Source organism: Ruegeria sp. CG3 (assembly GCF_056537205.1).
Genome location: NZ_JBQFRC010000001.1, coordinates 278252 through 304080, shown reverse-complemented (window position 1 = coordinate 304080; position 25829 = coordinate 278252). Strand labels below are relative to the sequence as shown.

General features: G+C 59.9%; 23 protein-coding genes and 2 tRNA genes. 14 read left to right on the top strand and 11 right to left on the bottom strand.

Going from position 1 to position 25829, the window contains the following annotated elements:
- Positions 1-9: 9 nt before the first annotated feature.
- Together ACR0NB_RS01460 and ACR0NB_RS01455 are read right to left on the bottom strand one after the other, a co-directional pair.
- Positions 10-1965: a type I secretion protein gene (locus ACR0NB_RS01460; RefSeq protein ID WP_480774762.1), complete on the bottom strand. Its 1956-nt coding sequence runs from the start codon at positions 1963-1965 to the stop codon at positions 10-12.
- A gap of 133 nt (positions 1966-2098) precedes the next feature.
- On the bottom strand, positions 2099-4453 hold the full coding sequence (locus ACR0NB_RS01455; protein WP_480633388.1) for a hypothetical protein: 2355 nt from the start codon (positions 4451-4453) through the stop codon (positions 2099-2101).
- 604 nt (positions 4454-5057) lie between these two features.
- Between ACR0NB_RS01455 and ACR0NB_RS01450 the strand changes: the two genes are divergently transcribed.
- Complete coding sequence (locus tag ACR0NB_RS01450; RefSeq protein WP_480774761.1) at positions 5058-5810, top strand: helix-turn-helix transcriptional regulator; 753 nt, start codon at positions 5058-5060, stop codon at positions 5808-5810.
- Positions 5803-6300, top strand: a complete 498-nt coding sequence (locus tag ACR0NB_RS01445; protein WP_093962654.1) for a hypothetical protein — start codon at positions 5803-5805, stop codon at positions 6298-6300. The genes ACR0NB_RS01450 and ACR0NB_RS01445 overlap by 8 nt, the downstream gene beginning before the upstream one ends.
- Positions 6301-6332: 32 nt before the next feature.
- Here the strand turns inward: ACR0NB_RS01445 and ACR0NB_RS01440 are convergent.
- A tRNA-Leu gene (locus tag ACR0NB_RS01440) sits at positions 6333-6418 on the bottom strand.
- A 237-nt stretch (positions 6419-6655) separates the two neighbouring features.
- On the opposite strand from ACR0NB_RS01440, the gene ACR0NB_RS01435 reads away from it, so the two are divergent.
- From ACR0NB_RS01435 to ACR0NB_RS01400, 8 genes are all read left to right on the top strand, one after another.
- Positions 6656-7699 carry a pyridoxal-phosphate dependent enzyme gene (locus ACR0NB_RS01435; protein ID WP_480774760.1) on the top strand — a complete coding sequence of 348 codons (1044 nt, stop codon included), beginning with the start codon at positions 6656-6658 and terminating at the stop codon, positions 7697-7699.
- Positions 7696-8841, top strand: a complete 1146-nt coding sequence (locus tag ACR0NB_RS01430; protein ID WP_480774759.1) for a M24 family metallopeptidase — start codon at positions 7696-7698, stop codon at positions 8839-8841. Before ACR0NB_RS01435 ends, ACR0NB_RS01430 begins: the two co-directional genes overlap by 4 nt.
- Positions 8838-9554, top strand: coding sequence for a maleate cis-trans isomerase family protein (locus tag ACR0NB_RS01425; RefSeq protein ID WP_480774758.1), 717 nt, complete (start codon positions 8838-8840; stop codon positions 9552-9554). Before ACR0NB_RS01430 ends, ACR0NB_RS01425 begins: the two co-directional genes overlap by 4 nt.
- Before the next feature lie 81 nt (positions 9555-9635).
- Complete coding sequence (locus tag ACR0NB_RS01420) at positions 9636-10784, top strand: ABC transporter ATP-binding protein (protein WP_174819681.1); 1149 nt, start codon at positions 9636-9638, stop codon at positions 10782-10784.
- Positions 10785-10887: 103 nt separating this feature from the next.
- Complete coding sequence (locus tag ACR0NB_RS01415; protein WP_170358339.1) at positions 10888-11979, top strand: extracellular solute-binding protein; 1092 nt, start codon at positions 10888-10890, stop codon at positions 11977-11979.
- Positions 11980-12052: 73 nt separating this feature from the next.
- Positions 12053-13327, top strand: coding sequence for an ABC transporter permease (locus ACR0NB_RS01410; protein ID WP_170358337.1), 1275 nt, complete (start codon positions 12053-12055; stop codon positions 13325-13327).
- A 5-nt stretch (positions 13328-13332) separates the two neighbouring features.
- Positions 13333-14544, top strand: a complete 1212-nt coding sequence (locus ACR0NB_RS01405) for an ABC transporter permease (protein ID WP_170358335.1) — start codon at positions 13333-13335, stop codon at positions 14542-14544.
- A 163-nt stretch (positions 14545-14707) separates the two neighbouring features.
- Positions 14708-15928, top strand: a complete 1221-nt coding sequence (locus ACR0NB_RS01400; protein ID WP_480774757.1) for an aminopeptidase P family protein — start codon at positions 14708-14710, stop codon at positions 15926-15928.
- A gap of 52 nt (positions 15929-15980) precedes the next feature.
- On the opposite strand, the gene ACR0NB_RS01395 is transcribed toward ACR0NB_RS01400, so the two are convergent.
- The 5 genes from ACR0NB_RS01395 to ACR0NB_RS01375 are packed head-to-tail and all read right to left on the bottom strand — an operon-like array spanning position 15981 to position 21699.
- Positions 15981-16991 carry an Ldh family oxidoreductase gene (locus ACR0NB_RS01395; RefSeq protein ID WP_480774756.1) on the bottom strand — a complete coding sequence of 337 codons (1011 nt, stop codon included), beginning with the start codon at positions 16989-16991 and terminating at the stop codon, positions 15981-15983.
- Between the two features lie 10 nt (positions 16992-17001).
- On the bottom strand, positions 17002-17631 hold the full coding sequence (locus tag ACR0NB_RS01390; RefSeq protein ID WP_480753700.1) for a DUF3726 domain-containing protein: 630 nt from the start codon (positions 17629-17631) through the stop codon (positions 17002-17004).
- Positions 17628-19265 (bottom strand): hypothetical protein, encoded by a 1638-nt coding sequence (locus ACR0NB_RS01385; protein ID WP_480775615.1) that lies wholly within the window; start codon positions 19263-19265, stop codon positions 17628-17630. The genes ACR0NB_RS01390 and ACR0NB_RS01385 overlap by 4 nt, the downstream gene beginning before the upstream one ends.
- Before the next feature lie 44 nt (positions 19266-19309).
- A complete protein-coding gene (locus ACR0NB_RS01380) occupies positions 19310-20287 on the bottom strand; it encodes a membrane dipeptidase (RefSeq protein WP_480774755.1) in 978 nt (325 codons plus the stop codon).
- On the bottom strand, positions 20287-21699 hold the full coding sequence (locus tag ACR0NB_RS01375) for an aldehyde dehydrogenase family protein (RefSeq protein WP_480775614.1): 1413 nt from the start codon (positions 21697-21699) through the stop codon (positions 20287-20289). The genes ACR0NB_RS01380 and ACR0NB_RS01375 overlap by 1 nt, the downstream gene beginning before the upstream one ends.
- A gap of 133 nt (positions 21700-21832) precedes the next feature.
- Between ACR0NB_RS01375 and ACR0NB_RS01370 the strand changes: the two genes are divergently transcribed.
- Positions 21833-22774, top strand: coding sequence for a LysR family transcriptional regulator (locus tag ACR0NB_RS01370; protein ID WP_480774754.1), 942 nt, complete (start codon positions 21833-21835; stop codon positions 22772-22774).
- A gap of 69 nt (positions 22775-22843) precedes the next feature.
- Here the strand turns inward: ACR0NB_RS01370 and ACR0NB_RS01365 are convergent.
- Positions 22844-22919: transfer RNA gene (locus tag ACR0NB_RS01365), tRNA-Thr, on the bottom strand.
- Between the two features lie 434 nt (positions 22920-23353).
- On the opposite strand from ACR0NB_RS01365, the gene ACR0NB_RS01360 reads away from it, so the two are divergent.
- Positions 23354-24226 carry a hypothetical protein gene (locus tag ACR0NB_RS01360; RefSeq protein WP_480774753.1) on the top strand — a complete coding sequence of 291 codons (873 nt, stop codon included), beginning with the start codon at positions 23354-23356 and terminating at the stop codon, positions 24224-24226.
- A 24-nt stretch (positions 24227-24250) separates the two neighbouring features.
- Here the strand turns inward: ACR0NB_RS01360 and ACR0NB_RS01355 are convergent, their stop codons facing one another.
- Positions 24251-24517 carry a DUF2312 domain-containing protein gene (locus ACR0NB_RS01355; RefSeq protein WP_093962669.1) on the bottom strand — a complete coding sequence of 89 codons (267 nt, stop codon included), beginning with the start codon at positions 24515-24517 and terminating at the stop codon, positions 24251-24253.
- 165 nt (positions 24518-24682) lie between these two features.
- On the opposite strand from ACR0NB_RS01355, the gene ACR0NB_RS01350 reads away from it, so the two are divergent.
- Positions 24683-24901, top strand: a complete 219-nt coding sequence (locus tag ACR0NB_RS01350) for a hypothetical protein (RefSeq protein WP_093962670.1) — start codon at positions 24683-24685, stop codon at positions 24899-24901.
- Positions 24902-24910: 9 nt separating this feature from the next.
- On the opposite strand, the gene ACR0NB_RS01345 is transcribed toward ACR0NB_RS01350, so the two are convergent.
- Positions 24911-25126: a hypothetical protein gene (locus ACR0NB_RS01345; protein ID WP_480774752.1), complete on the bottom strand. Its 216-nt coding sequence runs from the start codon at positions 25124-25126 to the stop codon at positions 24911-24913.
- A gap of 269 nt (positions 25127-25395) precedes the next feature.
- On the opposite strand from ACR0NB_RS01345, the gene ACR0NB_RS01340 reads away from it, so the two are divergent.
- Complete coding sequence (locus ACR0NB_RS01340; protein WP_170538979.1) at positions 25396-25827, top strand: protein tyrosine phosphatase family protein; 432 nt, start codon at positions 25396-25398, stop codon at positions 25825-25827.
- Positions 25828-25829 lie beyond the last annotated feature (2 nt).

Here is a 25829-nt window from a genome sequence, read left to right as displayed (position 1 = left end):
AAGGGAAAATCAGGTCAGGATGGATTGCATTCCTACATTGGCGTCCAAGTCTTCGGGCGTCAGGACAGGAGCGGTCGGGCCGCTGACTGCTTGCCCGGCGGTCATTGCCTCCTCCATCAGGATTGCGATGGCTTCATTGGCAAATTCCGGGCTGATCTCATTCTCAGGCAAGTCGATGAGACTGGCCTGGTGCAGCAAAAGCTCGGAATACGCGCCCTGCCCGGCCATGACCACGGAGTCCACGCCCAGCTTGTTGATATTGGCCGCATTCAGCATCGCGTTGCTGCCGGCCACGACTTCGGTACTGGCACCGTGCGGACCGGACAGGAAAATGTCATCCTGATCGGCGAGCATCGTGACCTGCTCAAGAATATTCACCTGCAGCAGGTTTCCGTCGATTTTCAGAACGCGCATCTGCTCCATACCCGCGAACATCGGATCGTTCAGCAATGCGTCCTCGAGCGCCGCCATGTTCATTTCATTCAGAGTCATGGCCTCGGCCATGTTCTCCTCAAGCGCCTCCTGCAGGTCCAGGCCGTTGGTCATCACCGAGGCCTGGTTCATCAGCAGGTTTTCGTTCGCACCTCCGGCAGGTCCGGCTAGGCCGCCTGACACCAGGTCGTCATCCATCAGGACAAGCGTCTGGAACAACATGTCGACCGAGATCATGTCGCCGCCGATCATGATCAGGTCATAGTAACTGCCGAGTTGAACAATATCGGCCACGTTGACCATCTGGTTGCCACCCATCGCATACATGGTCGAAGATGCGGAAATCTCGGTCTGGATATGGTCGATATCGGTGGCGTTGATGACCTGCTTGAGGAAGTTGGCAACCACCAGATCGCCATGGATCCAATCGACGGTCAAAAGGGACGGCTGCCCGGCCCCACCAGCGACGGCCGAGGTTCCGGCAAGCCACGGCGCAGGATTCGCCTCTGTTTCAATCTGGGCGGATTGGACGACGTTGGTGCCCGCGCCGCTGCCGGTGTTTCCGACATCAACATCTGATACCAGCGCGACCTGGCTGATCATCGTCAGGCTGATCGCTTGTCCACCCACGGCGATGAAGGGGGCATCCACCCAACCGACGTTCAGCGCGACTTCGTTGATCGCAAGATTGCCGCCGGTGACAACGGTATGACCCTCGTGTGACTCCGGCCCCTCGGACTGGTTCCACTCGGCCGGATAGGACTGTGACACCAGATTTTCCTCAGCCTCCTCGGGCTGGTGGTAGGCCGGCAGAAGATCGCTCCAGACCGGAGCCTCCGACACGTGTTGACCGTTGACGATGATGCCTTCCGCGTCTTCACCTTGGAATTGGTGAACCGTGACACCTTGGACCGATCCGTTCATCGGTGTCGTTATCTGTTCGACCAGCGTATCCAGGTATTCTGGCGTCATGTAGTCCGGTATCGCCAGTGAAGGCACCGCCATCGCATGAAGCGAGTGCGCCACGTCCAACGCGGCTTCGGCCTGCGCTGTCAGCATCGCCGCATCGCGGAAGTCGCCCGCGCCCACGGTATCATTGTCGCGCAGGACCAATGTCTGGAATGTGTAAGTGACGGCAGACCCTATCAGGTCGCTGACGACCTGAGGCTGCAACATCAAGAATTGCGGCCCGACCGAGATGGGCAATTCGGACTGCGGAACGAATCCGACCGGCGCCAACGGGTCACCGATCTGGATGTTCGACTCGAGCATCGGACCGGCTGGTGGCAGCGGCAACTGCGGGTCCGCGGGCGGTTCGGGGAAACGGTAGGGAAGCGGGTCGTAGTCCTTGGGCTTCAGATCCAGATCGGCCTTGACGACAATCCTGATCGGATCCTCCAGACCTTCAACTTCGGCCAGCCGTCGGAGCGCCGTAAACTCCTCGTATTGCTGCCGCAGGATGGCCTGTTCCATCGTGAGCTGAAAAGTACCGATAAAATGCGCGATCGTTTCCGTAATGCTGTCAAGTGACATCTGGACTATCCCTGTCACCCTTTCCGGCAGAAAATTTCCGGGTCTGGGTTAAGTTGGACCGAGGCCATGAAACACGGCCCCGGTGTTTTCATCAAAGACCGGAGGCCGAAATCGCGGCCTCCGGGGTCAGGCATTATGCCTCGGTGTCGTCGCTCGCGTAGGTCGAGCTCATCGAACCGCCAACCATCGTGGTATCTACCGAGTTGCCAAGCACGTTGGCGCCCATGACGATTGTCTGGTTGAAGGCCGAGGTATCGACCACTGCTGCTGCCGACGCGTAGGATTCACCAGTGACGATACCGTCGCCACCATTGTTGGAACCCCAGGTGCCGCCATTGCCGCCGGCTCCGCCGTCACCCGAATAGGCGCCGGCCGCGCTGCCACCTGTGACTGCGCCACCCGTGGTATCGCCGGACATGGCGCTACCCATGGCGTAGCCGCTGGTACCACCATTGGCCGCAGACGCACCGCCTGCACCACCGGCTCCCGAGCTGGCCGCGCCAGTCGCGCTGCCGGATCCGGTCGAGGTGGCATCGTTGTCGGTGTATGACGCGCCGCCGTATCCCGCGATGGCTTCGGCCAGGCTGTCGGCGGAACCGTTTGTGTCTGCGTCAGCAAAGACTTCTGCCGCACCGCCGGTACCGGCCGTGTTGACCGCATCCGCAGAACCCGCACCGTTACCGGACGAGGTGGACGTTGGCGTCGTGGTCCCACCGGCTCCGCCAGCGCCTTCTGCGCTGGACGAACCCGAACCGGTTCCATTTGCCGCGCCATTGGCTGCGTTCGAACCGCCGGCTCCGCCGGTTCCGGTCGACGTCTGCGGGTTGCTGGCCGCACCGTTCACGTCACCGGGCGACTGGCTGATATTCGGACCGCTTGCGGCCAGATCGCCGACGCCCTGTGCGCCAGAGTTGGCTGCCGAGCTGCCGCCCGTGCCGGCTCCGCCGGACCCTGCGCCACCGGTTCCGGCACCGCCGGTTCCTGCGCCGCCGGTTCCAGCACCACCGGTGCCCGCTCCGCCGGTACCCGGGTTGTTGCCCGTGGTTCCGCCGCCGCCGGTCGCAGCGTCGGTATCAGCCGCATTCAAGGCCGGACCACCATCCGCGATTTCCTGGTTCAGCGCCGCGATGGCTGCTTCGACCATGGCCGAGAATCCGCCGGATCCCTCGCCACCAGAGCCTTCGCCGCCAGCACCTTCACCACCCGAGCCCGAGCCGCCGGAACCCGTGCCACCGGAACCAGGCCCGCCGGTGCCATTCGCGCCACTTTGCGCGCCGCTGCCGGCCATGCCCGCACCCGTGTTGCTTCCGGCCGTCGCTTCATTCGCTTCGGTCGTACCGGTGCTGTTGTTCGATGCAGAACCCGAGTTCGATGACTCGCCGTTGCCGCCATTGGCGCCGTTCGCACCCGACTCGTTTCCGGCCAGGCCAAGGCCCGCGCCGATCGAACCAGTCGCGTTTTCACCACCGTTGGCATTGCCTTCCGAGTTGGCGCCGGACAGTCCCAGACCAAGGCCAAGACCGATCGAGCCGGCATTACCGCCTTCACCGCCAGTTCCCTGGCCGTTGGCATTCGAACTGCCGGTGTTGTTGGCGCTGGAGGTACTGTTGGCGTTGCCGCCATTGCCAGCCGTGCTTTCGCCACTGGCTTCGGCGCCCGACAGACCAAGACCCAGGCTCGTGTTGTTGGCGCCGCCCGAGGCCGCACCGTTACCGCCTTGCGAAGCCGCGCCGGCATTGCCGGTGTGGCCGCCCAGCGCGAATGCGTGGCTGCCATTGGTCTCGCCGCTTGCTGCACCGCCGTAGCTGGTTCCGCCAGAACCCGAGTTACCGCCGCCGGAGGAGGAACCGATGCCTTCTTCGGCATAGGCCGAACCGCCCGTCGCGCTGCCGTTCTGATAGAACGAGCCGTCATTCGACAGGCTGGGCGAATCCAGCGTGTCATCGTCACTCAGGCTGGCCAACTGGTTGTTGATCGACGACATGTCATTGCCGTCACCATTCATCGAGATGGACAGGTTCAGATCATCGCCGGGATCATAATTCACGTCGTTTCCGGCCGTGATGACATCACCGATCGATGCCGAGTCACCGATATCCAGATCGACCTGGTCATCGTCGCGCGGGATCCACTCGCCTTCACCGAAATCGATGTTGATCGAGTTTGCGATGCTGTTGCTGTCATCGCCGCCATTGACGTTCGATTGCTGCTGACCTTGCTGTTGGCCCTGCTGCTGCGCTTGGCCCTGATCCTGACCCTGGGCCTGTTCGTTTGCAACCTCGGTCGCCTGAGCCTGAGCCTGGTTCTGTTCGTCTTCGTTGTTTGCAGCGTTTTGAACTTCCTGACCCTGCTGCTGTTGCTGCGCGGTCAGTTCGGCCTCGATATTTGCTTCTTCAACGGGGATTTCCACCGAGATCGGAGCTTCGAGATTTTCAACATTAACTTCGTCAACGGTCGTGACATTTGTATTGTTCACATTGCGTCGCATAACAATCTTCCATTTTTGAAGCGCCAGACCGCCATTCATCTACAAAGCGATATTCGGCGCGGTTGAAAAATATTATTGAGCATCCATTCGCGAAACTGCGCATGTCTGCGGCCTTGTCTTTCGAATGATGTGTTGTCACCCCCCTTTCTCGGCCAAGCCGATTCCGTGACTGCTCAAAATCACGCGAAAATACGCGGGCCGCAGACACGCCAGGTACAAGTACACTTCGCAAATTGAAGCACGACACAGGGTACAGATGCCGTTCGGCCTGCCTAGCTGGCAGAAAGTATTAACATCACTAAAAGGCTGATTTGCTTGATGTATTACTCGAACACGCATTTCATGGCCGAGTTCGGAGCCGAATTGGCCAGCGACAAAGGTTGGTGAATTTAAGTTCTTTGAATCCAGATATTTAAGCGGTCCGACCGTCAAACGGCCTTAATCGAAAGTTCTAAAATCTGGTGATTCTCAAAGCCGTACAGTTGTCGAAAACTGAACTTTCTGGTATACTCAATACATATTTTTAATTGTTTTTATTCAGTTTCACCCCGGCCAATAACGGCCAATTCAGGACGTAATCTGGGGTATTTAGGGGGGCGCAAAAATGAGCATTTCTGAATTAAGTAACAGTTCCAGCACGATCGACAAAAGTGAAGATTTCATGATTGTTTTTGTTGGGAAAGAGCTCTTCTACTCCAACCAAACCCTGCGAAGCGTTCAGCACGAATTCGGCGTGGCAGCCCATCGGTTTGAATCCCTCGCGGCATTCTTGTCCGAGGCGAGCAATGCTGAGGGTTCCGGCAAGATTGTTGTCGTGGATCAGATCATGATGGAGGATCTGCTGGCCCATCCCTCCGATTATGTTCAATCGTCCATGCCGGGATGCCTTGCCTTCGCATACCGCAAAGAGGACGCAGCCCGTTTCGTTTTCGAGCGATGGGACCGATCCCGGTACGGACCAATCGGGTATCTTCCGATGAACGTCGCCCCGGACGCATGGCGCGCGATCCTGCGGCTGCTGATGCATGAAGAGTTGTACCTGCCGGGATTTGTAGCCAATTGCGTTGCATCGAAGCCGTGCGCGAAAACCCCAACTGCAGCCCGGGAAACTCCGAATTCCCCTGCGGCTGGCCCTCTGTTGTCTAAACTGACCAGGCGCGAGAAGCAGGTTCTGCAGCTTGTCTCCGAAGGCAAAAGCAACAAGGCTATCGCTGCCCAGTTGGGTATCACCGAACACACGGTCAAGCTGCACATGCACAACGTGTCGGGCAAGATCGGTGTCTGCAACAGAACGGCAGCGGCGCATTTCTTCTTTGAGGCGGCGGCGCAAGACGCGCACCGAACTTCGGTTGACTGACGACTTCGAAGCCAGGTTCGATCGGTTGATCCTTTTGGTCGGCCGCCTGAACTATGTCTGGACGAACACCGAAAGCCTGTTGATACATCTGATTGCCGGCCTCTCGGGGACCAGCAAAGACGTAGCCGTCATCATTTTCCTGACCCTGAACACAACCCGCGCCCGAATTGATCTGGTCGAGCGTCTGGCAAAGATGGACGGAAGGCCGGCCTCGGTTCGTGATCCGATCCTAGAGCACACGCAGCGGCTCAGCCGTCTGTCTGGCATCCGCAACAAGTTCAACCACTGCATCTATTCCTTCGACCAGGAAACCGGGAACCCCAAAACGATCCTGATGCGCATTGCCGATCGAAAAACCGACATCAAGCTGGGACGCGAAGATACGGTCGACGAACAGGCGATGCAGGAAATCGAGGATGTCGTCGCGCAGCTGTCGGCGGCGAACCAGGACATCTGGCGGCTGATCTCCAAGCTGGGTTATCCGGTCTGACGATCGCCCTCGGCCAAGTCGACCAGTGTGTTTGGTGCGGGCGGTGGGACTCGAACCCACACGGCGCTAGGGCCTTCGGATTTTAAGTCCGATATGTCTACCATTCCATCACGCCCGCATCCGGCCGGTCTGATGCACCGGCGCCGGATCACGTGCCGAACACTTACACGCACCCATACCGATTGCAAAGACCGCAAGCGGTCAATTCGCCAGCCAGATCAACGCCGTTTGGTTCAGGGCAGGTAGCCACTTTTCCCAGGGAACAGGAAGTGTGCATTTCTCGCATTTCACCCCTATGCCTTGACAGATTGACTGCATTTCTATGACGTCTGCCGGATCGTTGAGGGAGGCCGCGATGAAGTCCGTCACCAACCCGTATCGAGGCGAAGGCAAACTGTTTTCACAGGCCCCCTTCCCTTCAACCAATTCCAGCCGGTTGGCGCAGCTTTTGTCGCTGTGCCCTGCCTCCGGCGTGACACCACTGGCCGAAGCGCAGGGTTTGGCGCCCGTTTCCCGCCTTTGGATCAAAGATGAACGGACGCGGATGAATCTCGGGTCGTTCAAGGCATTGGGCGCGGCCTATGTCATCGCCTACCAAGCGAGCGAAGCCACCGAGACACCCGACAACACATCCCTTGCTGGCCGTACTTATGTAACGGCCAGCGCCGGGAACCACGGCCTAAGCATGGCTGCGGGTGCGCGCGTTTTTGGTGCGAATGCCGTAGTGTTCATTTCTGAAACCGTGCCCGAGAGCTTTGCTCAGCGCCTTTCGGCGCAAGGTGCGCGAGTGGTGCGCGAAGGCGTCGATTACGCCGCAAGCATGAGCGCCGCAAGCCGCGCGGCGAACGACAACGACTGGACGCTTCTGTCAGACAGCTCTTGGGAAGGGTATTATGACCTGCCCCATCTCTTGATGGAGGGGTACGTTCAAATGGCTGTCGAGGCGGTTGATCAGTGTCCCGAACCTCCGACATTGATCCTGCTGCAGGCCGGAGTAGGAGGCATGGCGGGCGCCGTTGCCGCATGTTTCCGAAAGGCTTGGGGAGACGACCCCAAGATCATCGTGGTCGAACCGGCCGCAGCCCCGGCGCTGATGGCCAGCATCCAAGCCGGCGCGCCGGTTTTTGCAGACGGTCCGGACAGCATCATGGGACGGCTGGATTGCAAGGAGCCATCGCTGATTGCACTGAATGGACTGGCGCGGGATGCCGATCAGTTTCTGACGCTGGAGGATGACACCGTGGCCGCTCAGCTTCCGGTCATGGCAGAGGCCGGGTTCGAAACGACTGCGTCAGGCGGGGCCGGACTGGCTGCCGTTCTGGATGCCGATAGCCGCAACTTGCTCGATATCGGACCACAGGACCGCGTTTTGTGCGTCGTGACCGAGCAAGCCTCATGAGAGGGTTCGAACAAGCCGAATTCGCGGAAAGAACTGCGCGTGCACAGGATCTCATGCGAGAGCATGGCCTGGACGCCCTGCTGCTGACGACCGAGCCCGACGTCCGGTATTTCAGCGGCTTTCTGACCCGGTTCTGGGAAAGCCCGACGCGCCCCTGGTTCCTTGTCGTTCCTGCCACCGGCAAACCTGTCGCGGTGATCCCGTCGATTGGTGCGGCCTTGATGGCGCAGACCTGGATCGAAGACATCCGCACCTGGTCCGCCCCGGATCTGGCAGACGACGGAGTATCGTTGCTGGCCGAAACCCTGCGCGAACTTGTTCCGGACGGCGGTTTGATCGGATGCCCCGACGGGCATGAAACGCACCTGCGGATGCCGCTTGCGGATTTCGGGCGTCTGAAATCCGAAATCGACCGCCGCAGGATCACCGGCGACCTTGGCATTCTGCGCGACCTGCGCATGGTCAAATCTCAAGCCGAAATCAAAAAGATCGAAACCGCCTGCCTGATCGCGGGACAGGCTTTTGAGCGGGTTCCTGAGATTGCATCGGCCGGTGTTCCTCTGGATCAGGTCTTTCGACGGTTCCAGATGTTGTGTCTCGACGCAGGCGCCGATTGGGTGCCTTATCTTGCCGGCGCGGCCGACCAAGGCGGATATGGCGACGTAATCTCACCGGCAACCCAACGACCGTTGAAGCCGGCCGACGTGCTTATGTTGGATACCGGGCTGGTCTGGGATGGGTATTTTTGCGATTTCGACCGCAACTGGTCCGTCGGCCCGGCCAGTCCCGCCGTGCGCGCGGCGCACCACGCGCTGATCGATGCGACCGAGGCGGCGTTCGAGCAGGCCAGACCGGGCGCGACGGCCTCGGACCTGTATCACACAATGAACTCGGTCCTGTCCCGTGGCGGCGGCGGGACCGAAGCCGGGCGCCTGGGCCACGGATTGGGCATGTCATTGACCGAGTGGCCTTCGCTCATCCCAACGGATCACACGGTTCTGAAACCCGGAATGGTGTTGACGCTGGAGCCAGGTATTGAGGTCGGTGGCAAAATACTTGTCCACGAGGAAAATGTGCTGGTCACCGAAGGCGCCCCGCGGTTCCTGAGCCCCAAGGCACGACGGGAGATTCCCGAGCTATGACAACACTGCCATTTTCTCTGGACACGGATGACCCGGACATATCTCCGCTTGGCCTGATCGTTCTGCAGACAGACGAGACGATCGAAGGCGATTTCCGCAGGCTTTTTGCCGGCGACCCGTCACCCATTTATGTCTCGCGCATAACTAGCGACCCGCAGGTCACGACCAAGACGTTGACCCGCATGAAGCATGCGCTTCCAGCGGCGGCAGATTTACTGCCCAAGGCGCGCCCCTTCCGGGTTGTGGGCTACGCCTGCACCTCGGCAAGCTCGGTCATCGGGTCGGAAAAGATCGAAGAACTGGTGAAGCAGACTTGTGATGTGCAAACGGTGACCAACCCGCTGCGCGCCGCGGTTGCGCAGGCGCGCGAATTGGGTGTGTCACGCTTTGCACTGCTGTCCCCTTATGAGGAGCAGGTCAACACGGCGCTTCGCGCGGCCTTCGCCGATCAAGGGATCCTGATGGATGTGTTCGGCACCTTTGGAATTTCCGAAGAATCAAAGGTCGTCCGGATTTCAACGCAATCCATCGTTGACGCCGCGGTGAGGTTGGGTTCGGACAGTGCGGTCGAAGCTGTTTTTCTCAGCTGCACCAACCTTCGCACGTTGGACGCCATCCCGCGGATCCATGAACAGATCGGCAAACCGGTCCTTTCCAGCAATCAGGCCCTTGCGTGGCACATGCGGCGCCTCAACACTGCGCAAAATCCTTGAATCCCACCCAATGAGGATTGGTTTTTGTCATTGAGTCTTGCCAGCCGGACATTGCTGCGTCTTTAATGTGCTCAGGGATCAATGAAATCCGGACCAACCGGATCAAGAATTGACGCAACAGGGGGTCTTGTGACCGGCACTTCTAGCGACGCCGCGTTTGTCGAATTTCAACGCGTTCAAAAATCGTATGACGGCGAAAATCTTGTCGTCAAAGACCTTAACCTCGCGATGCCAAAGGGCGAGTTTCTGACAATGTTGGGCCCATCGGGATCTGGCAAGACCACTTGCCTGATGATGTTGGCCGGGTTCGAAACTGCGACGCATGGCGAAATTCTGTTGGATGGGCGACCGATCAACAACATTCCGCCGCACAAGCGTGGCATCGGGATGGTGTTTCAGAACTATGCCCTGTTCCCGCACATGACTGTGGCCGAGAACCTCGCCTTTCCGCTGGAAGTCCGAAAAATCGGCAAATCCGAGCGCGAAGAAAAGGTCCAGCGCGCCCTCGACATGGTGCAGATGGGTGCCTTCGGCAGCCGCCGACCCGCGCAGCTGTCAGGCGGACAACAACAGCGTATCGCCTTGGCCCGCGCGCTGGTCTTCGAACCCGAATTGGTTCTGATGGACGAACCGTTGGGCGCATTGGACAAACAGCTGCGCGAGCACATGCAGTTTGAAATCACGCGTCTGGCCCATGAATTGGGGATCACGACCGTCTATGTGACCCACGACCAGACCGAAGCGCTGACCATGTCGGATCGCGTAGCGGTCTTTGACGATGGGCGGATCCAGCAGCTTGCACCGCCGGACCAGCTTTATGAAGAACCGGAGAACAGTTTCGTTGCGCAGTTCATCGGTGAGAACAACACGCTGGAAGGCGTTCTGAAATCCGTCGATGGCGGGAAATGCGTCGTAACGCTGGACGATGGGTCCGAGATCGACGCGGTTCCGATCAACGTGAGCCAACCGGGGGAACGGACCAAGGTCTCGATCCGGCCCGAGCGCGTGGAATTCAACAAGGATCGCCTCAGCCCCGAAGCGCATACGCTCAAGGCTGTGGTCAAGGAATTCATCTACATGGGCGATGTATTCAGGTTCCGCATGTCGGTGGCCGGCAATGATGAATTCATCGTCAAGACCCGGAATGCCCCTGACGCCGTCAGGCTGACACCGGGTCAGGAGATCGAGATCGGATGGCTGGCGCAGGATTGCCGCGCTCTGGACGCCTAGGCGCGCCCGGCTTCGCAATCCGCCCCCAAGCCGAAAGAACCGACCGACGAAAACCCGTGCGTTGGTCGACAAATCATAAAACGGGAAAAACTGGGAGCTACATATGAAACGTACCACCACAATGCTGACAGCTGTTGCTCTGGCAACTGCAGCAGGCGGAGTTTCCGCCGAAGAAATGACGATCGTGTCCTGGGGCGGCGCCTATTCCAAGTCGCAGCTCAAGGCCTATCACGAGCCCTATTCGGAAAAGACCGGCGTCACCATCCTGAACGATGACAGCTCGGCCGAGGCCGTGGCCAAATTGCGCGCCATGAACGAGGCGGGCAACATCACATGGGATGTGGTCGACGTGGTTGCCGCGGACGCGATCCGTCTGTGTGACGAAGGTCTGGCAATGGAAATCGACCCGGACACCCAGCTGGCGCCTGCGCCGGACGGCACCCCGGCTTCGGAAGACTTCGGCGATCTGCTGGTCAGCGAATGCTTCATCCCTCAGATCGTGTATTCGACCACCTTTGGGTATCGGACCGACATGGTCGGGGACAACCCGCCGACCGACATCTGCGCGGTCTTCGACCTGGAGACCTATCCCGGCAAGCGGTCGCTGGAAAAGCGCCCGATCAACAACATGGAATGGGCCCTGCTGTGCGACGGCGTCTCGAAGGACGAAGTGTATGACGTTCTGGCAACCGACGAAGGCCAGGACCGTGCTCTGAAGAAGCTGGACACCATCAAGGACAGCGTCGTCTGGTGGTCCGCCGGTGCCGATACGCCTCAGCTGCTGGCTGACGGCGAAGTCGTCATGGGCTCGACCTACAATGGCCGCTTGTTCAGCGTCATCGAAGAGCAGAAGCAGCCCGTCGCCATGCTGTGGGACGCGCAGGTCTTCGATCTGGACGGCTGGATCATTCCCGCCGGTCTGAGCGAAGAGCGCAAGCAGCGCGCGCTGGACTACATCATGTTCGCGACCGACACCCAGCGGCTGGCGGATCAGGCCAAATACATCTCGTACGGCCCGGCTCGCGCCTCGTCGGCTCCGCTGGTCGGCAAACATGCCGAACTGGGAATCGACATGGCTCCGCACATGCCGACCGATCCGGAAAACGCCAAGAACACGTTCCTCTACAACTACGAGTTCTGGGCTGACTACCGCGATGACATCGACGCCAAATTCCAGGCGTGGTTGGCGCAATAAGCGCTTGAATCTCTGAAGAAACGTCAGGTGGCGGTGCGCCGCCATCTGACCCGGGCACAACCAAGAGGCACTGATGACTGACGCAAGCCAAACCGCAGGACCCATGCTGGCAGCGGACGGAACGCCGCTCAAGCAATCGCTGGCGCGTTCATTGCGACGTCAGAAACTGCGCGCGCTTATGCTGATCGCGCCTTTGCTTCTGTTCGTGCTGTTTTCCTTCCTCGTACCGATTGCATCGATGCTGTTTCGGTCGGTCGAAAACGGAATTGTCTCGGAAACCCTGCCCCTGACGGTCGAAGCGCTGGACAACTGGGATGAAACCAGCGGCGAATTGCCGGGCGAGGACGTTTATGATGCCTTCGTTCGTGACATGGTGGTCGCGATCGAAAACAAGGAACACACCCGGCTTGGCACGCGTCTGAACTACGAAGAAACCGGCATGTCTTCGCTGTTCCGCCAGTCAGGCCGCAAGATCAAACGGTTGGATCCTGAAGCCGACGGTCCGTTCAAGGAAAAGCTGATCGAGATCCACGACGGCTGGGGGGACCCGCAGACGTGGCGCGTGATCAAAACCCATGCGGTTCCGATCACCAACGGTTACTTCCTGAACGCAATCGACATGCGGCGCACCCCGGAAGGTGCTCAGGCTCAGCCGGAAGACAAGCAGATTCTCATCAAGCTGTTCGGGCGTACGTTGTTCATGTCGCTGGTGATCACCGGGGCCTGCATCCTGCTGGCCTATCCGGTCAGCTACCTGCTGGCGACCCTGCCAATGCGCGTGTCGAACCTGCTGATGATTCTGGTTCTGCTGCCCTTCTGGACGTCGCTTCTGGTGCGGACATCCGCATGGAAGGTCATGCTGCAGCAGCAGGGCGTTATAAACGACACCCTCGTCTGGCTCGGGCTGGTCGCAGATGACGCCCGGCTGATCATCATCAACAACCAGATCGGCACGATCATTGCCATGACGCATATCCTGCTGCCGTTCATGATCCTGCCGATGTATTCGGTGATGCAGACGATTCCGCCATCCTACACCCGCGCGGCCAAATCCATGGGCGCGACGAACTGGACCACGTTCTGGCGGATCTACTTCCCGCAATCCATCCCGGGCATCGGAGCGGGATCGATCCTCGTGTTCATTCTGGCAATCGGCTACTACATCACGCCCGAAATCGTGGGCGGCACCAAGGGTGTCTTCATCTCGAACCGGATTGCCTATCACATATCGTCGTCGTTGAACTGGGGCCTGGCTGCAGCATTGGGGACGATCCTGCTGGCAGTGGTTCTGATCCTCTACTGGGTCTACGACAAGATCGTGGGCATCGATAACGTGAAGCTGGGGTAACCGACATGGCCGCACTGACACCAATTTCGCGCAAGCCCCTATCCATGGTCCTTCCCAGCGTCGCACTGGCCGGCGCGTTTGCCGGCATGTTTGTCGGCGCCGGAAACGGCTCGGTCCCCCTCGGAATGATCGGCGGCGCAGCGCTGACGGCCCTTTTGGCCTGGATCTACATCTCGGTTCTCAAGAACGAGAGGCTTGCCCACTGGATCAACATCATCGGTTTCGCGTCCGTCGGCTTCGCGGTTTCCGGGCCGATGGGCGGTGTGCTCGGCTTCTTGGGCGGCTGGTTTTTCGCATGGTTCACATTCTGGCTGTACGAGGGCCGATACCGCCGCAAGCTGCTCCCTTATCTGACGGCGCAGCAGGTGTTCTATCACTACCTGTTCCGGGTGATCTGCGGCGCAATCTTCGTCTTCTTGATCACGCCGATTCTGGTGGTTCTTCCGCTGTCGTTCAACGCGCAGGACTTCTTTACCTTTACACCCGAGATGCTGCGGCTGGACCCCGAAGGGTATTCGCTGAAGCATTACCAGGATTTCTTCACCAACAACGAATGGCAGCGCAGCTTCAAGAACTCGCTGATCATCGCGCCCATCGCGACTATCATTTCTGTAACGCTGGGAACGCTGGCGGCCATCGGTCTCAGCCAATCGCATGTGCCGGGGCGGCGCGCCATCATGGGGATCCTGATTTCTCCGATGATCGTGCCGCTGATCATCTCGGCGACGGGCATGTTCTTCTTCTACAGCGACATCGGCCGCTTCCTTGAAGGCACTTTGGGCATGAACAAGACCTTTGTGGGCTACCTTAAGGTGATCCTGGCCCACGCCGTTCTGGGCATTCCCTTCGTCATCATCACCGTGACCGCCACGCTGGTCGGGTTTGACCGTTCGCTGACGCGGGCTGCTGCGAATATGGGTGCGGGTCCGGTGCGGACCTTCTTCAAGATTCAGATGCCCCTGATCCTGCCGGGCGTGATCTCGGGCGGGCTGTTCGCCTTCATCACCTCGTTCGATGAGGTGGTCGTGGTGCTGTTCGTCGGATCGGCCAGCCAAAAGACGCTGCCGTGGCAGATGTTCACCGGCCTGCGCGAGCAGATCAGCCCGACCATCCTGGCCGTGGCCACGATTCTCGTCGTCATCTCGATCGCCCTGCTGACCACGGTCGAGCTGCTGCGGCGGCGGTCGGAACGTCTGCGCGGGCTGACGCCGGCTTGACCGGCGGCGTGGCCTGATCTAACGATTTCTCTGTTCGCCCCCTGCTGCGATGGCGTCGCAGCGCCCAAGGGGGTGATCGGCTCTCGGACCCCGAGACCGCCTGTCCTGTACGCCGGGACATGTGGCCGGGCTTTGCACGTCCGGCAAAGAAACGAGAGAGCACATGACAGACCTTTCAAATCGCCCCGAATTCTTCACCTGCCACAACGGTGACAAGGCGCCCCTGCCCTTCAGCCGGGCCGAGTACGACCGCCGGCTGGCCAAGCTGCGCGCCATCATGGCGCAACGGGACATACCCGTCGTTCTGCTGACCTCAATGCAGAACATCGCCTACTACTCGGGCTTTCTGTACTGCGCCTTCGGACGGCCATATGGCTGCGTGGTGACTCAGGACAATTGCACCACCGTGTCGGCCAATATCGACGCGGGCCAGCCCTGGCGCCGGTCGGTCGAAGACAACGTGATCTATACCGACTGGAAGCGCGACAACTACTGGCGCGCCGTGGCCAGCCTGATCGGGAATGCCCGCCGGATCGGCATCGAAAGCGACCACATGACGCTGGCTGCGCGCGACACGGCCCTAGCCATGCTGAACCAGCCCGAGCTTGTGGACATCGCTCCCGACACGATGGCCGCGCGGATGGTGAAATCGGCCGAGGAGATCGAACTGATTAAGGGCGGCGCCCGCACGGCGGATGTGGGCGGCGCAGCCATCCATGCCGCCATCCGTGAAGGTGCCACAGAGATCGAGATCGCCATGGCCGGTCGCGATGCGATGGAGATCGAGATCGCCCGCGCCTATCCCGACGCCGAATACCGCGACACCTGGGTCTGGTTCCAGTCGGGCCTGAACACCGACGGCGCACACAACCCGGTCACCAAACGGGCCTTGCAGAAAGGCGATATCCTGTCGCTCAACACATTCCCGATGATCTCGGGCTATTACACCGCGCTGGAACGCACCCTGTTCCTGGGCGAGCCCGACGCCGACAGCCTGCGCCTGTGGCAGGCCAATGTCGCCGCGCACGAGCTGGGGTTGAGCCTGATCAAACCCGGCGCGACCTGTTCCGGCATCACCGCCGAGATCAACCGGTTCTTCGCCGATCAGGGCCTGCTGCAATACCGCTCGTTCGGGTATGGGCACTCCTTCGGCATCCTCAGCCACTACTACGGTCGTGAAGCGGGGCTGGAACTGCGTGAGGACATCGACACGGTGCTCGAACCGGGCATGGTCGTGTCCATCGAGCCGATGCTGTGGATACCCGAAGGTCAACCCGGCGCGGGCGGCTATCGCGAACACGACATTCTGGTCGTAGGCGAGGATGGGGCCGAAAATATCACCGGCTTTCCGTACGGACCGGAACACAACATCATCAATGCGTGATGCAAAGGGGGCGAGGCATCGGCCTTGCCCCTGTTTCCGCCTGAAACGGGTGTCAGGCCAGGATGGCGTGGATTTTGTCCAGCGTCGCGACGCTGACACCAACCCCGTCCTGGCTGGCCTGCAGGCGCTTGGCGCGCCGACCATCGCCGGGCAGACGCGCTCCTTCCTGATACCGGATCGCCTCGACAAGTTCCGCGATATTGGCAGCAAACCCCGACCCGGCCGTAGCGCCGGGGTCGATGGCAATGAAGAACTGGCCGGTTTTTGGCGGGCCGCCTACGGTTCCTGAAAACGGTGAAGCATGGATACCCAAGGTGGCTCCGGTCAATGCGGCGGCCATTACCTCGGTCAGAAGTGCGACGCCCACGCCCTTGTAGCCGCCCGAAGGCGCCATAGAGCCCTTGAGGCCCACGGCGGGGTCAGTTGTCGGGTTGCCATCAGGGTCCAGCGCCCAACCGACCGGAATCGGCTTTGCCTCGCGGGCGTGCTTCATGACCTCGCTTTTTGCGATCGTGCTGGCGCTTTGGTCGATCAAGACGGCAGGTTGCCCATCAGCACCCGGAACGGCCAGCGAAAACGGGTTTGTGCCCACGACGGGCCGTGAACCACCCGACGGTGCAATGGATGCAGGTGCATTGGTGAACCCCAGACCAACAAGGCCCGCCTGAGCCAAGCGATAGGTGTGATACCCCAGCACACCACAATTGTAACTGTTGCGGATGGCCAGCGCGGCTATCCCCTGCTCGCGTGCTGCCGGGATCAACGCATCGAACCCCAAGTCGATCGCCGGGTGAGCGAAACCGGTGGCCGCATCAACCACCACCACGCCCGGTTTTGGGGCGGACATCACCGGCTTTGCTCGCCCGTCCACCTTGCCGCATTGTACATGCTCGCAATAGATCGGGATGTAGGCCAGTCCGTGACTGGCCACCCCATCCGCCTCGGTCGCGGCGGTCGCAACCGCCAATGGCCGGGCATTGTCCTCGGACGTGCCGGCCGCCATCAGAGCGCGCAGCGACAGATCCTCGATTTCGGCAAGGGACAGCGTTCGGGTTTCTGGCATCTCGGCCTCCTCAGTCATTATCGGACAAACCAGCACCGGCACCCAACCGGCGAGACTCCTCGGTTGCGGGGGCATAGGTGCGTTGAGCCAGAGTGTTCAAAAAAGCCAGAGCCGCGGGCGCCGGCAGGGCGCGCGTTTGCTTGGCGCGCAGTTTTTCAGGTGTACCGCCGATCCTTACGATGACCTTTGTGGCGCTTTCCGGCCAAAGATCCGGAGCGTCCACGACCTCCCCATCCGTCGTGGCGCTGAGTTCATCGCAGACGACGGCCACATTGGTCTGCAATCGGTGTGCGGCGTTGCCAGCGAACGGCAAGAGCAACAGTGGAACCGCCACGTCATGCAGAACGATCGGCCCGCAGCCCAAATGTTCCGAACAATCTGACAGCAGCATCCCCGCCCCCAACGGGCACATCTGCCCATGCGCCCGCCAATTCGCCCCGAGGGCCCGTGGCGTGTGCGCATCAAACAGAAGCGCAAAGTCCTGGCGCAGGACCGCCGACAGGGCGGCTGCACCGTCAAAACCATGACGACACAGCCAGCGGGTCGCCTTGGCGGCGTCCTCGGCCGGCCCCCAGTGATGACCCGCCCCACGTGCCGCGCGTTTTGCCAGTCCTTCGACCTCGTTCAGCGACAGGTTCATTCCGGCACCTCCGGATAAATCCAGAAATCGGCATTTTCGGGCGAAAGATCCTCGGGGTACGGCGCGCCTGAATACATGCAGATACGGACCCAACGGTCCGAGCGGGGATCGAAATGTGTCGCGCCGAAAAAGGACAGTTTGGCGCGGAGCATGTCGATCGGCAGAACCGATGCACCAATCGTGTTGTCTCGGATCTCGCTGTAGGGGGCCTTGCGGCTGATCTGCGCCCGGCGGATCGTGTGGCGATGTTCAGGGTGGCGCAGAAGAAATTCCGCGGTGGTCGCGGCGGTGTCCCAATCGGCCATTGCCGAATATGCCGCTGCCGCATCCCGCGCCGGGGCAAGCGGTTGTTCGTACTCGGCTACCGGCTCGTCAAAGCGCTCACCCAGTCTGGGTTCCAGCTTTTCTTCCGACACATACCAGACCCGTGCGCAGGCTTCCCGGGCGCCCCAGTCCAGATCCAGGGCCCAACCGAAACCGTCGCGGATCGCCTGCCGCACATCGGCCAGCGGCATGGCACCGTCAATCTCGTACAGATGCGGGCTTGAATCCGCCATGCATCCTGACAAACCGTCCACCAAGTCTGAATAGGGTTCGAGGATCAGGGAAAGAAGCAACTCCTGCCCCTCCTCGCTCAGCACAGTTTCCGACCACTCCGCCAGACGGTTCCACGGTCTTCGGCCCGTAAGATCGTCATGGCGGAGAAAGTCCGCGATCACCCCGAGGTCTGCTTTCAGAGCAGACAGTTTCCGCTCTTGTATCGGATGTTCCGAATGCCATTGGCCAATCGACAATTGGCAGCGAGCAAACACCGACCGGAACACACTGATTTCTTCTTGGGTCGCGGTGTCCAAGGATCGAACCCGGGCGATTGCCTCCTCGCGCGCCATGATCCAGTTGTTCAATAGGACCGGATGATTGATCAGGAACGGCGCCATGCCCAGCCCCGTGGAGTTCCCGATGCCAAGGCGGCGCGCGATATCAGGGGCCATCTTGACGGCCTTGCTTCCCCCTTTGGCGCGCGCCATGTGTTCGACCAGGTCCCGCACGAAGGCGCGGGTGAGGAAGACTGACAGCATCTCGGCCTGAAACGGCCCCTCGGTTTCCGGACGGTTTGCTATGTTTTCCCGGTCCGCGGCCCCGAATTTTCCGGATCCGTACACGGCCGTGGTTCGCATCAGGTAGCCAACCTTTTGGATCTGCTCCAGATCCGGCTGTAGACCGTCGGCCAGGGCTTCGACTACATGCGTCCACAATCGGACCGAGCGATTGGCCCGGGACAGCGACAGTTCGGTTTCGCTGATCCGGCCGGCCTCCTGCAGCGGAACATTGCGGGAAAGCCGGTCAAGGTCGGCTTCGGAAGGGATTCCGTCAAATAGGGTGAAGGTCGCGTCCCAGGCATCCGCGATCACCCGGTCCGACCGTTTTTCTGGTGGAAGATCATGGGCAAAGGCCACCAGAGAATACGCGCGCTCTGGTCCCTGGGCGACATACACGGCCCGTCCGACGCCTGCCTCGTCAATATCGAACACCGGCGTGGAAAACCGCCAGTTGTCGCGTGCCAGGCGGCGAGTCAGAACGCGCATGAAGCTGAGCCTGCACTGGTGCAAAGACCCGAGCCGGCTGAGCCGCATAACGGTTGCCGGATCCCGGCGCGCGATATGCGGCCCCGGTCCGGTCAATTCTGGACAGGTCCGAAGTTGTCCGCAAAGAAGCGGTACCAGTTCTGCCCCATGATCCCGGCGACTTCGGTCGGGGTCATCCCAACCGCGAGAAGGCCGGCCTCGATCTTGTCAAAGTCACGATTGTCCCGGAACCACTTTGGCATCGGCGGAAAACCCGGGTTCGCCGACGATCCTTCGCCATAGTCTATTTCCTTGGTCCAGCGACCCACACGCATCCACTCAACAACGCTGTCGGGTTGGTCCTGACACAGGTCGGTTCCGATCCCGAGATGCTGTGTTCCGTATTTTTCGGCCGTTCGGGCAATCATGGCGCAAAAGCTTTCCAGCGTGCAGTCGGACTTGTCCTTCAGGTGATGAGGGTAGACCGAAAACCCGAGCATCCCACCTCTTTCCGTCACGGCGCGGATGACGGGGTCACGCTTGTTGCGCAGGGCGGGCGCCCAGTCGTGCGGATTGGCGTGGGTGATGGCGATCGGACGCGCGGAAAGGTCGGCCGCCTCGATCGTCGAGCGGTCGGCCGAATGGCTCATGTCGATGACCAATCCCACGCGGTTCATCTCCTTGATCACCTGCCGCCCCATCCGGGTGATACCGGTGTCTTCCGCCTCGTAGCAGCCGGTCGCCAGCAGGGATTGGTTATTGTAGGTCAACTGCATGAACCGGGCACCAAGGTCGTACAGTATTTCGATCAGCCCAATGTCATCTTCCATGGGTGATGGGTTCTGGAAACCAAAGAAAACGGCCGTGCGCCCGGTGTCACGCGCGGTGTCGATGTCACTGGCCGATCGTCCCTTCATGATCAGGTCCGGGAACAACTCGAACCAGCGGTTCCATTTCTCGAGGTTTTGAACCGTTTCACGAAAATTCTCGTGGTAGGCGACGGTGACGTGAATGGCATCCACGCCCCCTTCCTGCAATTGCCGGAAGATCTTTTCCGACCAGTTGGCATATTGCAGGCCGTCAATCCGCATCAGATCGGGGTCCCGGCGCTGATATAGGCGGTTTTGACCGTGGTGTAGAACTCGGCGGCCGCTTTGCCCTGTTCGCGCGGTCCATACGAGCTGTCGCCCCGGCCACCGAAAGGAACGTGATAATCAGTGCCTGCCGTGGGCAAATTGACGGTCACGACACCGGTTCTTGCATGCCGTCGAAAATGCGTCGCGCGTGCAAGATTCTGGGTCACGATGCCCGATGTCAGGCCGAAATTCGTGTCATTCACGATCGTCAAAGCCTCATCATAGCTGTCGACCTTGAGCACGCTGGTCAGCGGGGCAAACATCTCTTCCCTGTTGATCCGCATGGTGTTGTTCGTATTCACGAACACGCCGGGCGACATGTAATACCCGTCATGCTGCAGCTCCAGCCTTTGCCCGCCGCACACCAGCTCGGCGCCTTCGGATTGGCCAAGTTCGACATAGGCCAGGTTCTCTTGCAGTTGCTGCTCGCTAACGACCGGCCCCATCTGCGTGCCTTCCTCCAGGGCATGCCCGACCTTCAGTGCCTTGGCGCCGGCGACAAGCTTCTCGACAAACGCGTCGTGGATCGCGGCATGGACCACCAACCGCGAAGAGGCGGTGCACTTCTGCCCGGTGCCGCCAAACGCCCCGCCCAGTGCAAGTGACACCGCCAGATCCAGATCCGCGTCATCCATCACGGCCAACGCGTTTTTTGAGCCCATCTCCATCTGCACCTTGGTCAGGTTCTGGATGGCTGCTGCGGCAATGCCTTTGCCGACGGGCACCGACCCGGTGAACGAAATCGCATCCACCTGGGGGCTTTCAACCAGTCTTTGTCCGATTGCGCCGCCTGACCCCATGACCAAACTGAAAAGACCCTTGGGAATGTCCTGACGTTCAATGATCTCAGTCAACGCCATGGCTGAGGCGGGGGTCAGGTTGGCTGGCTTCCACACTACGGCGTTCCCATAACACAAGGCCGGTGCGATCTTCCACGCGGCCGTAGCTGTCGGGAAATTCCAAGGAGAGATTACCGCGACAACCCCGACCGGTTCGCGGCGCACGTCGATTTCGACGCCCTCACGTACGCTGTCCGCGTTTTCGCCGATCTGGCGCAGGCATTCCGCCGCATAATACGTAAAGAACTGCCCCGCGCGGTAAACCTCGCCCTTGCCCTCGGCAAACGGCTTCCCCTCTTCTCGCGACAACAACCGCCCCAACTCTTCGGCGCGGGACATCAACTCGGTCCCGATACTCATCAGAACCGCCTGCTTGCGTTCCAACCCATAAGCCGCCCATTCCAACTGCGCGATACGTGCCCGGTCGAGGGTCGCGGACAGCTGATCGGCGCTTGCCTGGGCGAACAGGCCAATCACATCCGTCAGATCAGAGGGGTTGCGGTTCTCGATCGCGGTGTCGCCGGCCATCCATTCGCCGGCAATCAGGTTCAATTTTGTCACAGGGGGCCTCGGGTCCGGTACGTTTCACGAACAGAATAGACCTCTGCCCGGACATCAGGCAAACTCAAACAAATTTAATGAACTTCAGGAAATCTGAAATTTGTCACTGAAACTGGAAATGCTCCGCAGCTTTTGCACAGTCGCCCAGTCCGGAAATCTTGCCGAAGCCGCAAGCCGTCTGGGTCGCACTCAGTCTGCGGTCTCGATGACCCTGAAACAGTTTGAAGAGCATCTCGGCAAACGCTTGTTCCTGGGTGAGCGAAAGAACCAGCTGTCGCCTCTGGGGGCGGAAGTCTTTGCCCTCGCCCAAAATCAGGTGCGCCAATTTGACGACACGGTCCAAAGTATCGAAGCCCTGGCCAAAGCGTCCCAAGGGCTGATCCGGATCGTTTCCGTCCCTTCGGTGGCAGCACTGCTGTTTCCATCGCTGCTTGACCACCTGTCCGGCGCCTTTCCCGGCCTGAAGATCGAGTTGAGGGACACCGACACCCGACAGGTTTTGGACAGCCTCGCCGAGGGGCGGGCGGATGTGGGGATTGCCTCGGGTCATCACCCGTTGAACGGAATACAGGCCGAGCCGCTGTTTCAGGACAGGTTCGGGCTTGTGGCCGCCGCTGATCACGCCCTGATCACCGCGCACGAGCCACCAACGCTGAGCCAGGTCGCGGCCAAGGGATTCGTGCACAACTCGCTGTGCCAACTCATTGAAAATCCCGGTTTCGAAGACGTAATCGCAGAGTCTGCGATCACGGTGCACAACACTCACTCGTTGATCGCCATGGTCGCAACCGGGCGGTGGGTGACCATACTGCCCGAAACGGTCGCACGGTTTTTGCCGGAAAACACTGCCTTCCGTCCGATCGAGGATTTGTCGGACGTTCGTGATGTCTATCTGTACACCCGCGAGCGAACACAGTTCCCAGAAGTGGCAGAAGAGTGTCGCAGCCATATCCTGAATTGGCCTCGCAATCGAGACCCCAGAGAACAACCCTGCCAAGCGCACCCAAACGAGCGGGGTAGGTATAAAAAATACGATGGATAGAAAACAACGTACCGCACCGCCGGAAAGCCGCTCAGACAAGGACAAGCTTTTTTGCGTTTTCGGAGAAGATGGTGCCCCCACACGGACTCGAACCGCGGACCTACTGATTACAAATCAGTTGCTCTACCAGCTGAGCTATAGGGGCAAGCATTACGCTTTCAAATACCTTTGCAGGCACAGGCAAGAACGGGCTACCACTCCCACCTTTTCAACCCACTGTGATTACATGGCTAACGAAAGACAAGTAATCCCATAGAGCCGATGGCGCTGTGATTAGGTGAAAGCCTCAATAAAGGCAAGCGGGTTTGCGACGGAATTGCGCAACAACATGCGGAAAATCGGCGCCAAATCAAATCGCCTCGATCATCTGCAACACAGACGCCGCAGATCGGTACACCGCAACGGTGGTTGCGAGGCATCTCGACCCGGTTGTTCCTGGCGCTGTCCTGTTGACCACAATCAAGTTTCGACGTTCTCAGGCAATCTTTATCATTGCGAAAGAATGGCAGGTTTGACTGTCTATCGTTCAACCTGTAACCCCGAAACGTATTCAATCGAAGGGCAAGGACAGCGGTCGACATGCATGTGGCCATTCACTCCGGTGTGGTTTATTCAGACGGGGGGCTCCTGCTCAAATCGCTTAAGGCGAATGCCAAAGTATTGCAGGAAAACGGCATTGTGCTGTTTGGTCCGCGCAGGTTCCGGAAGGCATTCAAGACGCCGCTGAATGCACTGGACGAAGGCAAGCTGACACCAGATGCCTTCGAGCGTTTGAGAGCCCAAATTCCTGATGATCCGGAAACCGGCCGGGTGGTCATGAGCACTGCGGACTTCATCGGAGAACTGAACAGCGCCATAAAGGACGGCCAATTCTTCCCCCATGCAGGTCGTCGGCTGGCCTTGCTGGATCAGGCTTTCGAAGAACACGAGGTCGAATTGTTTATCGGGCTGCAGAATCCGGGCAGCTTCATACCCAAGGTATTGATGGCATTGCCGGACGAAACCCGCGAGAGCATTCTGGCGTCAACGGACCTGAGTTGCCTGAGTTGGCTGACCCTTATCGAGGATATTCACGATCTTGCCCCCTCCGTTTCCATTACGGTCTGGGCCAATGAGGAGTGCCCGTTGATCTGGGGGGACATCATCCGCAGCCTGTGCGGTCTGAGCGCCGAAATACCGCTGACCGAGGAGTTTTCGCTGCTGTCCTCGCTGGTTGACGCAGACGGCAAGCGGGAGATTGAAGAGATCCAACAGGTCGGGCACACCGACCCCGCCCTCCTGCAAGACCGCCTCGCGGCCGTCTTTTCGCAGCACGCCTTGCCGGACAGAATCGAGGAGGAACTGGACTTCCCCGGGTGGAGCGCCGAAATCCACGCGGCGTTTTCTGAGCTTTACACACAGGATCTGGAACGGCTCAAGAAAATGCCGGGCGTGCGGTTTCTGGGGCGCTGACCGAAGCCTCAGAAGGCCCGAGGCTTACATGCCCAGGGCTTCCTTGTACATTTCCAACACCGCTTCTTCTTCGGCGATATCGTCTTTGTCACGCTTGCGCAGCGCGATAACCTTGCGCATCACCTTGGTGTCGTAGCCACGTGCCTTGGCCTCAGCCATCACTTCCTTCTGCTGGTCAGCGATGTCTTTCTTTTCGGCCTCCAGACGTTCGAACCGTTCGATGAACTGGCGCAGCTCGCCTGCTGTCACGCGGTAGTTCGCAGCGGCCTGGTCTTCGGTCATGTCTTCCATATGCGTCTCTCCCAAGTGGAATTCTCTTTAGCCGGGGTCACGGGCAACATGTCGGATACCGTGCCGGCGGGTCCGCCGCAAGCGAACAATGGGGCTGGTTGCCTTGTGCCGCCGGCAACGATCCGCTAAGCGCATCGGCAGCGAAACAGAACGATGCGGGGCGCAATGTTCGAGGTGTTCATCTGGGGAGGCGCCAGCCTGTCATTGGCCGGGCTGGCAGGATTGGTCTGGTGCATTCTGCGCGTGATGAAGGCTCGTCGGTCAGGCTTGACTGACGACGAATTGCGGGCTGCCGTTCAGCGGGTGCTGCCTTGGAACATGGGTGCGCTGTTTCTGTCCGTCATAGGACTGATGCTGGTTATCCTTGGCATATCGTTCGGCTGACCGCCGGCGTCAAATCGGCATATTGTCGAACTGGGCTTCAACCGCATCTTCGATCAAGGCAGCGTCCAGCCGTCGAAAGCGCGATGGTACGCTCATGCCCTGAGCGCGCATGCGTTCAATTACCTTGGTGACACTGGGCTGCAGTGCCAGACGGGTCTCGAGATTTGCCCCGTGCAGTTTCCGCTCCAGCCGCTCGGCTTCGAAAAAAAGCTCGTTCGTGGTCATGTCCATCCTCCCAAATGCTGCCATCCTGCCTGATATAGGTAACAGGACTGAGACCAACACAGGACCCGCCCAAACCCAGCAAGAAATCGCCCGCGCTCTATCCGGCGGCCGGCGCTGGGCCGCGAGTCGATCGAATATTAACCTGATTTCGACCAAACTGCCTTGACAGACATCAATCCGCAAAAGCCGCAGCGGAAGAAACCGCATTGCGCAAGAACGGTCACGCCGTGGAACTGGACAGGGCTGACTCTGCGACCTAAGAAATCGGCATGGAGATTCGACAGATCACGCCCCGCTATTTCGTCTCGCCGCAGATCACGGTCGAGGATGTGCCCGCCATCGTTGACGCCGGCTTCGTCAAGGTCATCTGCAACCGGCCGAATGTCGAAGTGCCTGCGGCCATGCAATCAGAGGCAATCGGCCAGGCCGTGCGGGATGCGGGTCTCGAGTTTGAGGTGCTTGAACTGACGCACCAAACCATGACGCCCGAGAACGTGGCACGGCAGCGCGACCTTGCCGAGTCTTGCGAAGGCCCGGTTCTTGCCTACTGTGCCTCGGGCACCCGCTGTTCCGTCGTTTGGGCCCTTGGGCAGTGCGACACAATGAGCCCCGATGAAATACTCGAAGCCACGGCAAAGGCGGGCTACGCGCTGGACGGTCTGCGCCCGGCATTGCTGCAGATGCGGGCTGCGAGCACCTGATT

Bases quoted from the DNA above. Each gene is read 5' to 3' on its own strand.
- ACR0NB_RS01460 (WP_480774762.1), bottom strand. From the start codon at position 1,965: ATGTCACTTGACAGCATTACGGAAACGATCGCGCATTTTATCGGTACT.
- ACR0NB_RS01455 (WP_480633388.1), bottom strand. From the start codon at position 4,453: ATGCGACGCAATGTGAACAATACAAATGTCACGACCGTTGACGAAGTT.
- ACR0NB_RS01450 (WP_480774761.1), top strand. From the start codon at position 5,058: ATGAGCATTTCTGAATTAAGTAACAGTTCCAGCACGATCGACAAAAGT.
- ACR0NB_RS01435 (WP_480774760.1), top strand. From the start codon at position 6,656: ATGAAGTCCGTCACCAACCCGTATCGAGGCGAAGGCAAACTGTTTTCA.
- ACR0NB_RS01430 (WP_480774759.1), top strand. From the start codon at position 7,696: ATGAGAGGGTTCGAACAAGCCGAATTCGCGGAAAGAACTGCGCGTGCA.
- ACR0NB_RS01425 (WP_480774758.1), top strand. From the start codon at position 8,838: ATGACAACACTGCCATTTTCTCTGGACACGGATGACCCGGACATATCT.
- ACR0NB_RS01420 (WP_174819681.1), top strand. From the start codon at position 9,636: ATGAAATCCGGACCAACCGGATCAAGAATTGACGCAACAGGGGGTCTT.
- ACR0NB_RS01415 (WP_170358339.1), top strand. From the start codon at position 10,888: ATGAAACGTACCACCACAATGCTGACAGCTGTTGCTCTGGCAACTGCA.
- ACR0NB_RS01410 (WP_170358337.1), top strand. From the start codon at position 12,053: ATGACTGACGCAAGCCAAACCGCAGGACCCATGCTGGCAGCGGACGGA.
- ACR0NB_RS01405 (WP_170358335.1), top strand. From the start codon at position 13,333: ATGGCCGCACTGACACCAATTTCGCGCAAGCCCCTATCCATGGTCCTT.
- ACR0NB_RS01400 (WP_480774757.1), top strand. From the start codon at position 14,708: ATGACAGACCTTTCAAATCGCCCCGAATTCTTCACCTGCCACAACGGT.
- ACR0NB_RS01395 (WP_480774756.1), bottom strand. From the start codon at position 16,991: ATGCCAGAAACCCGAACGCTGTCCCTTGCCGAAATCGAGGATCTGTCG.
- ACR0NB_RS01390 (WP_480753700.1), bottom strand. From the start codon at position 17,631: ATGAACCTGTCGCTGAACGAGGTCGAAGGACTGGCAAAACGCGCGGCA.
- ACR0NB_RS01385 (WP_480775615.1), bottom strand. From the start codon at position 19,265: ATGCGGCTCAGCCGGCTCGGGTCTTTGCACCAGTGCAGGCTCAGCTTC.
- ACR0NB_RS01380 (WP_480774755.1), bottom strand. From the start codon at position 20,287: ATGCGGATTGACGGCCTGCAATATGCCAACTGGTCGGAAAAGATCTTC.
- ACR0NB_RS01375 (WP_480775614.1), bottom strand. From the start codon at position 21,699: ATGGCCGGCGACACCGCGATCGAGAACCGCAACCCCTCTGATCTGACG.
- ACR0NB_RS01360 (WP_480774753.1), top strand. From the start codon at position 23,354: ATGCATGTGGCCATTCACTCCGGTGTGGTTTATTCAGACGGGGGGCTC.
- ACR0NB_RS01355 (WP_093962669.1), bottom strand. From the start codon at position 24,517: ATGGAAGACATGACCGAAGACCAGGCCGCTGCGAACTACCGCGTGACA.
- ACR0NB_RS01350 (WP_093962670.1), top strand. From the start codon at position 24,683: ATGTTCGAGGTGTTCATCTGGGGAGGCGCCAGCCTGTCATTGGCCGGG.
- ACR0NB_RS01345 (WP_480774752.1), bottom strand. From the start codon at position 25,126: ATGACCACGAACGAGCTTTTTTTCGAAGCCGAGCGGCTGGAGCGGAAA.
- ACR0NB_RS01340 (WP_170538979.1), top strand. From the start codon at position 25,396: ATGGAGATTCGACAGATCACGCCCCGCTATTTCGTCTCGCCGCAGATC.